Source organism: Brevibacterium paucivorans (assembly GCF_016907735.1).
GTDB classification, from domain to species: Bacteria; Actinomycetota; Actinomycetes; order Actinomycetales; family Brevibacteriaceae; genus Brevibacterium; species Brevibacterium paucivorans.
Genome location: NZ_JAFBCP010000001.1, coordinates 1,736,935 through 1,750,107, shown reverse-complemented (window position 1 = coordinate 1,750,107; position 13,173 = coordinate 1,736,935). Strand labels below are relative to the sequence as shown.

General features: G+C 56.7%; 13 protein-coding genes and 2 tRNA genes. 7 read left to right on the top strand and 8 right to left on the bottom strand.

What is annotated here, in order from left to right:
* Positions 1 to 12 precede the first annotated feature (12 nt).
* From JOE56_RS08140 to bcp, 4 genes are all read right to left on the bottom strand, one after another.
* Complete coding sequence (locus JOE56_RS08140) at positions 13 to 1,017, bottom strand: class C sortase (RefSeq protein ID WP_338028651.1); 1,005 nt, start codon at positions 1,015 to 1,017, stop codon at positions 13 to 15.
* Positions 1,018 to 1,131: 114 nt separating this feature from the next.
* Entirely contained in the window at positions 1,132 to 2,610 is a 1,479-nt protein-coding gene (locus JOE56_RS08135) for a SpaH/EbpB family LPXTG-anchored major pilin (RefSeq protein WP_204515582.1), read from the bottom strand.
* A 1,155-nt stretch (positions 2,611 to 3,765) separates the two neighbouring features.
* Positions 3,766 to 3,847 (bottom strand) — tRNA-Leu (locus tag JOE56_RS08130).
* A gap of 101 nt (positions 3,848 to 3,948) precedes the next feature.
* The gene (gene bcp, locus JOE56_RS08125; protein WP_204515581.1) at positions 3,949 to 4,419 is read right to left on the bottom strand and encodes a thioredoxin-dependent thiol peroxidase; all 471 of its coding nucleotides are present in this window, start codon (positions 4,417 to 4,419) and stop codon (positions 3,949 to 3,951) included.
* Between the two features lie 74 nt (positions 4,420 to 4,493).
* Here bcp and JOE56_RS08120 point away from each other — a divergent pair, with 74 nt between their 5' ends.
* From JOE56_RS08120 to JOE56_RS08110, 3 genes are all read left to right on the top strand, one after another.
* The gene (locus JOE56_RS08120; RefSeq protein WP_102238610.1) at positions 4,494 to 4,772 is read left to right on the top strand and encodes a DUF3618 domain-containing protein; all 279 of its coding nucleotides are present in this window, start codon (positions 4,494 to 4,496) and stop codon (positions 4,770 to 4,772) included.
* Positions 4,773 to 4,776: 4 nt separating this feature from the next.
* The gene (locus tag JOE56_RS08115; protein ID WP_338028650.1) at positions 4,777 to 5,121 is read left to right on the top strand and encodes a GroES family chaperonin; all 345 of its coding nucleotides are present in this window, start codon (positions 4,777 to 4,779) and stop codon (positions 5,119 to 5,121) included.
* A 154-nt stretch (positions 5,122 to 5,275) separates the two neighbouring features.
* A tRNA-Lys gene (locus tag JOE56_RS08110) sits at positions 5,276 to 5,348 on the top strand.
* A 365-nt stretch (positions 5,349 to 5,713) separates the two neighbouring features.
* On the opposite strand, the gene sucD is transcribed toward JOE56_RS08110, so the two are convergent.
* A complete protein-coding gene (sucD, locus tag JOE56_RS08105; protein WP_204515580.1) occupies positions 5,714 to 6,613 on the bottom strand; it encodes a succinate--CoA ligase subunit alpha in 900 nt (299 codons plus the stop codon).
* Between the two features lie 20 nt (positions 6,614 to 6,633).
* Positions 6,634 to 7,800 carry an ADP-forming succinate--CoA ligase subunit beta gene (gene sucC / locus JOE56_RS08100; protein ID WP_204515579.1) on the bottom strand — a complete coding sequence of 389 codons (1,167 nt, stop codon included), beginning with the start codon at positions 7,798 to 7,800 and terminating at the stop codon, positions 6,634 to 6,636.
* A 338-nt stretch (positions 7,801 to 8,138) separates the two neighbouring features.
* Between sucC and JOE56_RS08095 the strand changes: the two genes are divergently transcribed.
* The 4 genes from JOE56_RS08095 to JOE56_RS08080 all read left to right on the top strand — a co-directional run bounded on the left by JOE56_RS08095 (position 8,139) and on the right by JOE56_RS08080 (position 11,490).
* Positions 8,139 to 8,627, top strand: coding sequence for a MarR family winged helix-turn-helix transcriptional regulator (locus JOE56_RS08095; RefSeq protein ID WP_204515578.1), 489 nt, complete (start codon positions 8,139 to 8,141; stop codon positions 8,625 to 8,627).
* Between the two features lie 82 nt (positions 8,628 to 8,709).
* Positions 8,710 to 9,426, top strand: coding sequence for a hypothetical protein (locus JOE56_RS08090; RefSeq protein WP_204515577.1), 717 nt, complete (start codon positions 8,710 to 8,712; stop codon positions 9,424 to 9,426).
* Positions 9,427 to 9,548: 122 nt separating this feature from the next.
* Complete coding sequence (locus JOE56_RS08085) at positions 9,549 to 9,737, top strand: hypothetical protein (protein ID WP_204515576.1); 189 nt, start codon at positions 9,549 to 9,551, stop codon at positions 9,735 to 9,737.
* 190 nt (positions 9,738 to 9,927) lie between these two features.
* Positions 9,928 to 11,490, top strand: coding sequence for an AbgT family transporter (locus JOE56_RS08080; protein ID WP_204515575.1), 1,563 nt, complete (start codon positions 9,928 to 9,930; stop codon positions 11,488 to 11,490).
* Positions 11,491 to 11,592: 102 nt separating this feature from the next.
* On the opposite strand, the gene JOE56_RS08075 is transcribed toward JOE56_RS08080, so the two are convergent.
* The gene (locus tag JOE56_RS08075) at positions 11,593 to 12,054 is read right to left on the bottom strand and encodes a hypothetical protein (RefSeq protein ID WP_204515574.1); all 462 of its coding nucleotides are present in this window, start codon (positions 12,052 to 12,054) and stop codon (positions 11,593 to 11,595) included.
* Positions 12,051 to 13,157 (bottom strand): adenosine deaminase, encoded by a 1,107-nt coding sequence (locus JOE56_RS08070; protein ID WP_204515573.1) that lies wholly within the window; start codon positions 13,155 to 13,157, stop codon positions 12,051 to 12,053. The genes JOE56_RS08075 and JOE56_RS08070 overlap by 4 nt, the downstream gene beginning before the upstream one ends.
* Positions 13,158 to 13,173 lie beyond the last annotated feature (16 nt).

The window sequence follows — 13,173 nt, the reverse complement described above, 5'->3', positions numbered from 1 at the left end:
TACCTACTAAAACTATCTACCCGTTTGTGAAGACGGTGTTTCGCCTTCATTCGGCTTTCTGCTGGGTTCTTCCCCGGCAGTTGTGCCTGCTTCAGCTTTCGAAGCTGTTCCCGCCTTGTTGTCGTTACCACGTGTGGCTTTCCACTGGCGCCACAACCACCACGCAAAAGCGACCGCAATCGTAAGGGCAACCGCTACCAGTGCGTACATCCACCATTGCCAGTTCGATGCGTGGTTCTGATCGAAGACAGTGTCTTCAGATTCGGCCATGGGCACTTGGTGCCCTCGGACCAACAGTCGGTGAGAGTTGATCCCATACGGCGTGCAGGTGATCAACGTGATGTAGTCGCTACCGTCGACCGCATGCAGATCGTCCGTTTCGTCTGGACGAACCACCTTGACCTGGTCGACTTCGTACTTCAGTTTGTGACCGGATACTTGCACATAAAAGACATCACCTTTCTGTGCTTTGTTGAGGTTGTCGAACATGGTGGCGTTCGACAGCCCGGTGTGTCCGGTAATGACCGAATGCGTTCCGCTTCCACCAACCGGCAGATCAGATCCGTATAGATGCCCCAGCCCACGTTGCAACGTTTCGTCAGACGTGCCGTGGTATATGGGCAAATCTGCGTCGATTGCCGGGAAGATCAACCGCGCCATTGCCTCGTTTTTGTCCAACTGGTCCAAGTAGTAGCCATACTCGGGGTTGTCGGGGTGAATGCGGTTGAGCCACGGGTCTAGAATCGGTCCGGTCGTACGGCGCTCATTGTATTTGTGCGCGTCTTCCCACTTCTTGTCTTTGACTTCTTGAGGAACAGACTTCTCGAGCTTGGCATACTCTTGCGCAGCTTTTGAGGATCCGTAGTTGTTCCATGCCGTGGACACTACTGGGTACATCATCACCAGCAGTCCCAGGATCACCACGATGGCAGGCATCAGCAAAGAGTTCTTCTTTGCTTTGGCAGTCTGCCGTTTTGGTGCAACTCGTTTCAGAGTTGACGCTGAGTGCTTGCCCACGGAAAGGCCTCCAACGATGTCACGAAAAGTGGAGTGGACGGGATAGTACGTGCCTTCCGCACGTACTATCCCGTGCGTCAGAGTGCCGTGCCGGCCTCTGATGTGCCCGAGGTGTTACTCGGCCTGTGCTTTCTTTGTGTTGCGGCGTGCGAACCACACACCAGCACCGGCGATCAAGGCACCGATTGCACCGAGGAGACCAACACCGGCTCCACCAGTCATTGGCAGGTTCGGGGTGTCCTGCTTGATGTTGTCGATCTCGCTTACAAGTGTGATCTCGTCGTCGCCCTCGAGGTCCCCGGTTTCCGCGATGTTGTCACGGGTGAATTCGATCTCGGTGACGGGGTTTTCGGGTAGCGCGTAACCTGCTGGAGCCTTGGTTTCCTTCAGGCAGAATTTCTTCACATCGGTAACTTCGGCATTGTCTGCGAAGTCTGTGACGTGCAGACCGTCGATGCTGATGGTTCCGTCCTCACCGGTGGTCCATGTGTCGTCACCCTTAACAGTCACCTTGTCGCCAAGATCAGCAGCTGAGGTGCACTGGTACAGCTCGAACTCAGCACCCTGAAGGACCTTGCCCTTTTCCTCGCCGTCCTTCTTGATGACCTTGAGCTTGCCGTGGTAGGTGACAACTTCGTTGGTCTTGTCCTTGACTTCGTTACCGGTGTTTGGGTTGTTGAAGATGACGTCAGCCTGGTTCTTCAGTTCGGTGGTGTCGCCAACTTCCTTACGCTTAACGTTGAAGGTCAGCGAAAGCTTGTCACCGGACTTAACCTTCGCCAGACCCTGTTCGGTCAGCTTGACCACGAGCTTGTTGCCGTTTTCAGCAGGGTTGTTGACGGTGTAGTCACCTTCACCGAGAACGGTGTCACCGGTCTTGACTTCGGTGACTTCCTGGAAGTCGAGGCGCTTGTCCAGCTTGTCCTCAAAGCGGAAGGCTGTCAGCTCTTTGCCTTCACTCCAGGTGGGAGCATCTGCGTTGATGGTGTAGGTGTAGGCGTCCTGGATGTGCTGGTCGGCATCCTTAACGGTCTTTTCGGTTTTGGTTTCCGAGTTCTTGGGGTACGCGATGACGTCGTAGTTCCACGCGTCCGAGGCTTTGTTCACCATGGGGATGGACACGATGAAAGGGGCACCGGAAACGATCCCGTCAGGTGCGTTGGTTTCTTCCACCAGGTAGATGCCGAGTGGCAGGTCCGAGAACTTGGCTTCACCCTGACCTGATGTTGTCTCTTCATAGGTCGTGGTGGTCTTGTCGCCTTCTTGGACGTCAGCCGCGGTCTTCGGGAACGTGGTCCAGTCGCCGTTTTCAAGGTCGAAGTTCAGCTTGGTGATCTTGAAGGTTACGCCGTTGAGTGCATCACCGGGCACATCCTTCATTTCCTCACCGGTGGCAGGAGTGTTGGATTCAGCACCTTTCTTCTTGAAGAGGGTCAGTGAACCTTTCTTGGAGAAGTCAATGTTGCCCTTCTGCACCTGGGTTGGAGCAGGTTCGTCGGGCTGAGCGAGAACAGCAGGAGCGGAAACGCCCATCGAGAGGCCCACAACGGCTGCGACCGTGACCGCACGTGCGGTCCGAGAGAACGTAGTCATGGAGATAGATCCTTTACATGAGTTGTAAATGAGGCCTTTTGCCTCAGCCTTTTCTGGCGATCCACTCCCAGCGTTCACTGCACGAAACTTCAGTGTTAGTGAACCGCCCTTCACAAACATACACCCAATGTTCAGCATTTAATAACTTTTTCCTATGGATCTGGCAAAAATGCTCAACAACTCACAGGATAGTTGAACATTCATTTAGAAACGGTTGAACACTCAACTACAGTAGTTAGTATTTCAATCACATAGTTCAGTATTCAATTATTTTAGTAAAGTTTTCAATTACTTATCTGCATTTCATTCGAATAGCTAAATCCTTAACTAAAGTTGCATTGCACGTCGCAAGAGCTTCACCCTCGCTGCTCCGCACTATGCTTGCCCCGCCCTCCGGCCGTAAACCTGAACGCGCATCCAGACTTCCGCGATGCCTCACACTGCGCCACACGGGCTTGCTAAATCACCCGGAGCACTTCACTTGGGCCACCAGCGCAAGCAAAGGTGGTGCGCTGAGCAGATGTGGCACACCACGCAGATGCCACGCCGCCAGACACACAGAAAACAGACGTGTTTACACCCTCTGCACTCGTGAAGCCGAGTGACACTAACACGCGCACAGGAACCGTTTACCCAACACAGCTCGGTCCAAAGTGTTGAGTAAACACCCTTTTTGTTCGTTTTGTTCACGTTTTTGGGCCATAATCGGCCAGTTACCCACCACAACAAACGAATAGCAGCTCACGCGTGGTGGGTAACCCGCGGTAACCGCATTAACACGCGGGGCCTCCCCCACCTCGGCCCCTAAAGCGTAAGTGGCTCCAGTCGAATCTGCCTACTGTAGCCACACGGAAGCCGTTTACTCTACAACCCTCGATCCAATGTGTAGAGTAAACGCTACTTTTGTTCGTTTTGTTCACGTTTTTGCGCGAAAATCGCCCTGTTACTCTACAGCCCTCGAGAAAAATGAACTTGGAGTGTAGAGAAAACCACCTGACGTGTTTGCCGCACAAGCGACACACCTGTCCCTTAAACACTGAGAGCCTATACCCGAACTCGCCTCCAAAAAGGGAACGATGACCCGACACATCAACACCCCAAAACACAAAAAATCTCGGGACATCGAGTGAACGATGTCCCGAGACTTCACACAAGTACGCGAGGAGGGACTTGAACCCTCACGTCAAAAGACACTGGAACCTAAATCCAGCGCGTCTACCAATTCCGCCACTCGCGCGCGCCTATCCAGCATAGTGCAAACCCAGCGCGAGCAAAAATCATCGACGCCCAGCAACACCAAGCCGCGGCCAGCGCCCGTTACGACTGACGACCTACGCCCTACGAAGCCAGGCCAACATCCTTCAGAATTCGAGCCACATGCCCGGTGGCCCTCACGTTGTACTTGGCCAGCTCAACCTTGCCGGACTCATCAACCACAACCGTGGACCTGATTACACCCTGCACAACTTTGCCGTAGTTCTTCTTTTCACCAAACGCACCCCACTCTTCAAGCACTTTCTTGTCGGGGTCGCTGAGCAACGTGAAGTTCAGCCCTTCCTTGTCAGTGAACTTCTGTAACGATTCGGGCTTGTCAGGAGAGATCCCCACCACTTGATACCCGGCACCCTTAAGCGCCTCAAGGTTGTCGCGGAAGTCACACGCCTGCGTGGTGCACCCTGGAGTCATGGCTTTGGGGTAGAAGTACACGATCACTTTCGACCCAGCGAAGTCCGAAAGCTTCACCGTCTCTCCCTGCGCATTGAGCAGTTCAAACTCAGGCGCAACGTCGCCGATTTCCAAACGTGGCATGGCACATCTCCCCTTTTAGATATTGTGAAGAACACATTCCACGATAGTCGGTTACACCAGGTAAACTTCAAACCATGAGCAACGTTTACACGTCTAACGTCACTGTAGATAACGCAAACAAAGACCAACTGATTGAATCGATCCGCCTGCGTGAACAGCGACTCGCGGCCAACATCGACGAACTTGTTGGCCGGGTTCACCCCAAGGCTCTGGCCGCACGCGCAACGGACTCAGCTAAAGGGATTGTCATTAACCGCGACGGCTCCCCCAAAGTCGACCGCCTTGCACTGGCTGGCGGCATCGTCCTGGGCACGGCCGCTCTGATCACCTTCCTGGCTACCCGCAAAAAGTAACGCCGTGGCTGACACTCAGGCACGCAGTTCTAACCTGGGGTCGGTCCCCGTGCGCATGTTGCACGACCGTCTCCTCGTTGAACCAGATAAGGAAACCGGCGAACGCAAGTCATCTGCTGGGATTGTCATTCCGGCCACCGCCCGGGTTGGGCGCCGGCTGGCGTGGGGCACGGTAGTTGCTACCGGCCCGTTGGTGCGACAGGTCTCGCTGGGTGACTCGGTTTTGTTTGACCCTGAAGAACAGGCCGAGGTGGAATTGGATGCGCGTACGTTCACTCTCCTTCGTGAGAGGGACGTCCATGGCATCGCCGATCAACCAGACGACAGCTCGACAGGGCTTTACCTGTAGGGCCAATCACCGGCAAGGCGTGATTGGCCCGCAACCTGCACGGCCATCACGCTAAACCAAACCCTTCAAATGTGACTTCTCGCACAAAAGACGAAAATCCACTTTCTCCGATTTCCCATCTGGGGTTCGACCATGTAAAGTAGTTTTTCGTTGCGCACCTCTAGCTCAATTGGTAGAGCAACTGACTCTTAATCAGTGGGTTCCGGGTTCGAGTCCCGGGGGGTGTACGGATCAGGATTATTCCTCAAAAGCCTCGCTAAACTGGACAAGCTCAGTTAGCGAGGCTTTTGCGTTCTCACCAGCTACCGCGTCGGCCCCATCCTCAAATACACCTCAACCGTTCAAGGTCGTGATTGAGAATTGCAGGCCAAGTGACCAGCTTCTTAAAGTCCTACCCCACCGGGAGAATGATTGCCTCCCATTCGCGGGGTGAGCGAACAGGATCAACACGGCTTCACGCTCCCACACACCCGCCCCAGAAACATGCGGGCATTCATCCACAGGCTTCACTCTTAACCACAAAACGAAAGCGCGCCACCCGCAATGGGGTGACGCGCTTTTCACGGCCCACACACAGGCCGTTCAGAAGAACTTAAGCGCCCAGAAGTTCGCGCATGAGTGCAGCGGTTTCGGATGGGGTCTTGCCCACCTTCACGCCAGCAGCCTCAAGAGCTTTCTTCTTCGCTTCAGCAGTTCCTGAGGAACCGGAGACGATCGCACCAGCGTGACCCATGGTCTTACCTTCGGGAGCGGTGAAACCTGCTACGTAACCAACGACTGGCTTGGTGACGTTCTCCTTGATGTAGTCGGCTGCACGCTCTTCAGCGTCACCACCGATTTCACCAATCATCACGATTGCTTCGGTTTCAGGGTCTTCCTGGAACGCAGCGATTGCGTCGATGTGGGTGGTACCAATAACTGGGTCACCACCGATACCGATGCAGGTCGAGAATCCGATGTCACGCAGTTCGTACATGAGCTGGTAGGTCAGCGTACCCGACTTGGACACAAGACCGATCTTTCCGCGCTTGGTGATGTTCGCGGGGATAATTCCGGCCAGTGACTGCTCCGGCGAGATGATTCCTGGGCAGTTAGGACCAATGATGCGGGTCTTGTTTCCCTTTGCGGTTGCGTGCGCCCAAATCTCAGCAGCATCCTGAACTGGGATACCTTCGGTGATGATCACCAGCAGGCCAATTCCAGCGTCGATGGCTTCAAATGCTGCGTCCTTGGAGAACGCTGGTGGCACGAAAGCAACCGAAACGTCTGCACCAGTTTCCTTCATTGCTTCTTCAACGGAAACGAACACTGGGAGTTCTACGTCATTACCGTCTTTGTCCTTGTGGGACACCGTGGTGCCAGCCTTGCGAGCGTTCACACCACCCAGAATCTGGGTGCCGGCTGCCAGCATACGTGCGGTGTGCTTGGTTCCTTCACCACCGGTAATACCCTGGACAATGACCTTTGATTCACTGTTGAGGAAAATCGACATGAGTGTAAGTCCTTTCCGGGTTACTTAGCAGCCAGTTCAGCGGCCTTGTCGGCTCCACCGTCCATGGAGTCGACAGTGGTGACGAGTGAGTGGTTGGCGTTTGCCAGGATTTCGCGACCTTCTTCAACGGCGTTTCCGTCCAGGCGCACAACCAGTGGCTTGGTGGCGTTGTCACCCAGGATTTCCAGGGCCTTGACGATACCGTTAGCAACCTGGTCACATGCGGTGATCCCACCGAACACGTTCACGAACACGCTCTTGACCTGGTCGTCACCAAGGATGACGTCCAGGCCGTTGGCCATAACCTCAGCGGAAGCTCCACCACCGATGTCCAGGAAGTTCGCTGGCTTCACGCCACCGTGCTTTTCACCGGCGTAAGCAACAACGTCCAGAGTGGACATCACCAGTCCAGCACCGTTACCAATGACACCGACCTCACCGTCGAGCTTGACGTAGTTAAGGTCGAGCTTCTTCGCCTTGAGTTCCAGTGGGTCCTCAGCCTGGATGTCGCGAAGTTCTTCGTGCTCTTCGTGACGGAATGACGCGTTGTCGTCCAGCGACACCTTTCCGTCCAGCGCCAGGATCGTGTTGTCCCCGGTCTTAACCAGTGGGTTAACCTCGACCAGCGTTGCGTCTTCTTCCTTGAACACGGTCCACAGCTGCTGCAAAACGGGTGCAACCAGACCAGCGGTCTCTGCGTCGAAGCCAGCTTCTTCAGCGATCTGCTTAGCCTTAGCTTCGTCGATACCTTCGATCGCGTCTACTGGAACCTTAGCCAGGGCTTCAGGACGTTCAGCCGCGAGGGTCTCAATGTCCATTCCGCCTTCCTTCGAGCACATTGCGAGGAAGGTACGGTTCGCGCGGTCCAACAGTACGGAGAAGTAGTATTCTTCAGCGATGTCGGCACCTTCGGCGATCATAACCTTGTGAGTGATGTGGCCTTTGATGTCGAGCCCCAGGATTTCTTCTGCGCGCTCTTTGGCTTCAGCAGGGTTGTGAGCAAGCTTCACACCGCCGGCCTTACCGCGACCACCGATCTTCACCTGAGCTTTTACGACGACCGTGCCGCCGCCTAATTCTTCAGCTGCCTTCTGTGCTTCTTCCGTGGTTGATGCGACCTTGGCCTTGAGCACGGGCACTCCGTGCTTTTCGAAAAGGTCGCGGGCCTGATACTCGAAAAGATCCACGTCTATTTCCTTAAGTTGTAGATTTGGGCCACTTCCTTGCGGAAGTTGTTCTCCTACGCATATCCCAGCCTAGTCCTCGCCGTGGGCCCTGCCCACACGACTGTGCGAACCGCGTCCACCCAGCAAGAAAGAAGCTGGTTCTACGCCCAATTCCTCACTCTAGTCGTTTTAGCGCTCATGTCAGGTGCTGGACGAAAATTTGCGGGCAAATGTGATGCGGCGCACGGGCCAGTCCACGTACACGCACTGGCCGCGAACGAACCAGACCTCAACCACACACAAAATATCTTGATGACAAAGATTCTTAATGCCAACCTAAAATGTCTTAGACTTGCACTATGGATGAGGTTGATCTCATTGTCAGCGCGTGGGAACGCGAACGGCCAGACCTAGACGTCACACCCATGGCTGTTCTGTCCCGTGTCTCGCGCCTGGCTCGGCAACTGGACCTAGCACGCAAAGAAACATTCGCAGCCCACGGACTTGAAGTGTGGGCTTTCGACGTCCTCTCTGCCCTGCGTCGCGCCGGAAAACCCTACGAACTCAGCCCGTCAACTCTGGTCAACGAAATGATGGTCACCTCGGGCACCATGACCAACCGGATTGACCGCCTCGTTTCCCGCGGGCTCGTCAGTCGCCACCCCGACCCAACGGACCGCCGCGGGGTCCACGTCCGGCTCACCACCTCGGGCCGAACCAAAGTCGACACCGCACTCGCCGAACTCCTCGAACACGAACACGCCCTGCTGTCCAACTTAAGCCAGGCTCAAAAACGAAAACTGGCAGAATTGCTACGCTCGTTATCAACAGGGTTCAGCCCCACATAGGCCCGTTCCCGCGCAACCTCACATAACCGAATCAGCTCAATCGGCCCTGTCCGGCCCCTTCCCACTCTCTAAAGGAGTAGCCGTGATTCCAGCTAAAACTCTTGCGACCTCGGCGTTGGTAGCCACCGCGCTCACTACCCTGTCAGCGTGCGCCGTCAACCAGACCGAACGCCCGGGCAACAGCTACGAAACTGGTAGCCCCGACCCCGTGCCTTCCATTTCCGCACCTGCCGACACCCCCGAACTCACCGTGGTCGACGCCTCCCCCGGCGGGTCGCGGGATAACGACCCCCTGTGGGACACGCTCGCCAAGGCGGCTGGCGACAAGAAGCCAGTGTACGTGGATGTGGTTGTACACACCGGCGCCGAGGTGGGTGACAGCGACCGTGTGACGCTCACTCCCGACACCCCCGACTCGGTGAGTGTCACGGTCGATAAAAAAGCTGTTTCCGAAAACTCTCCTGGGTTCTACCGGATTCGTGGCACGTTCGAAGCCGAACAGCTGGGCGACAGCGCGTTTGATGTGAAGACCACGAATACGGACGAGATTCCTGGCCTGATTCCTAAGAATAAGGAACTGAAGAAGGAGTGTTCGGACCCTGAAGGCGCCAACCGGATTGGCGCGGCGGCTGAGAAGCTGGCGAACGACCCTGATACGCGCGAGGACCTGCGCAAGACCTGGATTTCGGCACCTGAACTGTGGTGGGCGATTCAGCAAAGTGCCGTGCTCATGCGCGAAACCAACGGCGAGACCGAAGGTGACTTCTTCTTCCAAGCCTGTGAGTCGGTTCAGTCGTAACCACCTACGAACCACTGTCATAGTTTGACGTTGGTTTGCATGTTCGCCCACCTTAGGCAGTAGAGTGCACACTACTGGAACTTTTGAGCACAAAACGCAGGGATCGGAAGGAGTGAGGACCTGTGACCGTACACGCTCCCGCGTTCTCACGAACCCCCGCAGCAGAGAAGCACGATCCCCAGTTCCCACAACTCGACGTGGTGGCTGCCCGCAAGCCACTGGACAGGGCCGGCCCGTGTATGTGCGCGGTGCTGTCGAATTCCTTCGGCCTTGGCAGGCACGCAGGGCCCCAGCTCACCACCCTTAAGTGACCTTTCACACCACGTGAGCCTCGGGCCAGCACCCAAGGGGTTTCCCTGCCCAAACGGGCCGTGCCTTCATAACCCGCACGCCTAGCCTGCCACCTCAGACACATTCAGATTCAGGCTGAGTACAGCCGCAACGAGAAGCGATGCACCGCGGTGATTCATCCTCATCCAATCCGCATACAGGAGCTTCACTATGCCCAAAAGCACTCAGCTGAACGATTCTGACATCAGCTCAACCGCAACGATCGACCCGCCCAAAAACCCCCGCACTCCCTCCACGGCAACCCGGGACAACCACGCAACCCCAACCGACACCTCGGGACCTTCACACACAGGCAACAACGACGCCGGAAACAGTGCGGACACATCGACCAAACGGTTCCAGATGCCCCACCTCTTGTGGCTCATGCTCATCATCTTGGGCGTGGTCGTTGTGGCCGGTTACCTCATCCCAGCCGGGCAGTTCGAAAAGGGTCCCGACGGAACCATCGACCCCAACTCGTTCTCCTTCCTCAGCGACCAAACACCGGTCAACCCAATCGACGCGCTCATGCTCCTGCTGAGTGGTGCCGTAAAAATGGCCCCCATCGCCTTCGCCGTACTCATGGTGGGAGCCAACGTCCACGTGGTCCTGGAGTCCAAGGCGTTCGAAAATCTGCTCAATGCAACGGTTTACCGGCTCCAAGACAAGAGCACACCCCTGCTGATTTCAGGACTGTTCTGCCTCATGGTCTATCTGGGCGGATTCTCCGGTAGCGACGCGTTGATCGCAATCGTACCCATCGGCGTCTTGTTTGCCCGGAAGCTGGGGCTCGACGGCATCGTCGCGGTCAGCGTCACAACGTTCGCAGCGCTCATCGGGTTTGGCACCGGGCCAAAGCACATGGCCATTACGCAGATGATGATCGGCCTGCCACCCTACTCCGGCTTTGGTGTGCGCCTGCTTATCATGAACGGTTTCATGCTAGTTGGGCTGGCCTTCGTTCTCCTCTACGTTCGCAAGATCCAGCAAGACCCCACCCGCTCCCCCATGTGGAAGCACGGTTGGCGCCCTTACGATCACACCGACGACAGCACCGTCGCCGCTGAAAAACTCCGCGCACGATCAGTCATGGTCATCGCACTGTTCCTTTTTCAGTTCGGCGTGATCGTCGCGTATTCGCTCTTTATCGACTCCAAACGAACCATCGATGCGATGTTCGCGGTCAACCTCGTGTCGGCGATCGTGATCGGAAAAGTCGCCGGTTTCAAGTGGAACCAACTTGCCGAATCGATCGTCCGCGGTCTCCAAAGCATGGCTTTCGTATCCGTCATCATTGGGATGGCTGGCGCAATTTCGATCATCCTGCAAGAAGCCCACGTGCTCGACACAATCGTGTACACCATCACGCGTCCGCTTCACGGTGTGGGGCTGGGCTGGTCGGCCGTGCTCATGGTGCTCCTATTCGCGGTCATCAATTTCATCATCCCGTCCACGGCGGCCAAAGCAGCGATCTTGATCCCGCTGGTGGCCCCAATCGCAACCGCACTGGGCATGCACCACCAAATCGCACTCCAGGCGTTCCAGCTGGGCGACGGATTCACCAACCTTCTGTCACCGGTTCTCGCGTGGCTCGTGGGGTCCTGCGTAACCGCAGGAGTTCCGTACCTCACGTGGGTCCGCTGGGTCGCACCCAAGGTTGGGATCTTCCTAGCTCTGAGCGCCGCACTCATGTTAGGGCTCACCACCCTCGGATGGACAGGAGGCGTCGCGTAACGCTCCGCAGTCTCGCGGGTGCCGAGGTCGTGCATCCTTGACACCCGCGAGTCACCTCGGCCGTGGGACCGCACGCTTAGCGGAACCGGGCCGAGGTCGCTCTCACCGTTTCTTCTTCAGCGCCTTTTGCTGAACGCCCTTCAGGCGTTCTTCCTCGTGCGCTTCGTGTTCACTCAACCGTGCTTCATACCAGGTCAAAGTGGGTGGCGCGAACAGTCCCACAAGCGTCGCGGCCGCCAAAACAATCGCCGGCCCACCGATCCGCAGGTCCTGCCCCACGATCGCGAACCCCGATATCAACTGCAGAACCTGCCACGCCACACTTGCAGGACGAGCCCAGCGGACACCTCGAGAAACCCCGAACATCACGCCCACCATCAACGCGCCGAACACCACGAACATGGCCCCCAGCGCCACCAGCGACGTGGCCTCTTCCTTGGCAGAAACCGCCAGCACAATCGACCACACGCCCGCGCCCACCAGGGCAAGCGCCTCCACGCACAGTGCCCCTATGGCAATCCACAAAGTTGTTGGCCGAGGTGGTACCGAGTTGGTCTGTGTCACAGCTCGATCCTGGCGAACCCTGGGATCAGAAGTTCGTCAAGCAGACGTTCACGCACATCCAGTGGTAAGAACGCCGCGTTCAGGGCGTTGACCGTGACCCATTCGAGGTCGGCCTGGTCCCAGCCCGCGCGGTCTACGAGCAAACGCATTTCCTTAGACACGGACGTACCTGACATCAAACGGTTATCCGGGTTCACCGTCACCGCGAAGCCCAGGTCTTTCAGTCCCGTGATGGGGTGGGTTTCGATCGAGTCCGCTGCACCCGTGTGGATGTTCGAGGTGGGTGACAGTTCCAGCGGAATCTGCCGGTCCAGGATCCACGAGGACAGGTCTCCCAAGGATCCTTGCCCGTCAATGATGTCCATGTCTTCCACGATGCGCACACCGTGACCGATCCGCTGGGTGTGGCACACCTGGACTGCTTCAAAAATTGAGTCGACACCTGCGCCTTCACCCGCGTGGATCGTCATGGGGAAGCACGCCGCGTGCAGAGCTTCGCACGCAGTCAGGTGCGCACTTGGCGGGTTGCCGGCTTCCGCTCCGGCGAGGTCAAAGCCCACAACTCCGTTGTCACGGTGACGCAACGCCAGCTCAGCCACTGCGACCGAGTTCTTCGCGTGTCGCATAGCCGTGAGGATCTGCCCCACGCGAATGAACTTTCCGGCCTCAGCAACAAGTGCGGTTCCTTCGTTCAGCCCTGCTTGCACAGCTTCGACAGCCGCATCCATGTCCAGATCACCCTGCACGTGCTGTTCCGGAGCCCACCGGGCCTCTGCGTAGAACACGCCGTCAGCGGCCTGGTCGAGCACCCATTCGCGTGCAACGCGCGTCAAAGCGTCAGCCGTCTGCATCACTGAAACCGTCCACGCAAACGACTCCAAGTAACGCTCCAAGCTTCCCGAATTCGACGCACCTAGAATGCGCGCACGAATATCGCTGGGGTCACCTGAGGGGAGCTCAAAACCAGCCTCATCAGCCAGTTCAATCAGGGTTGAAGCACGCAGTCCACCGTCGAGGTGGTCGTGCAACGAAACCTTTGGAAGCTCCAGGATAGGGTCACGGTCGTCAACGCCAACAGGTGTAGGAAAAAGGTTAGTATCCACCCTTCCAGCCTAGCGG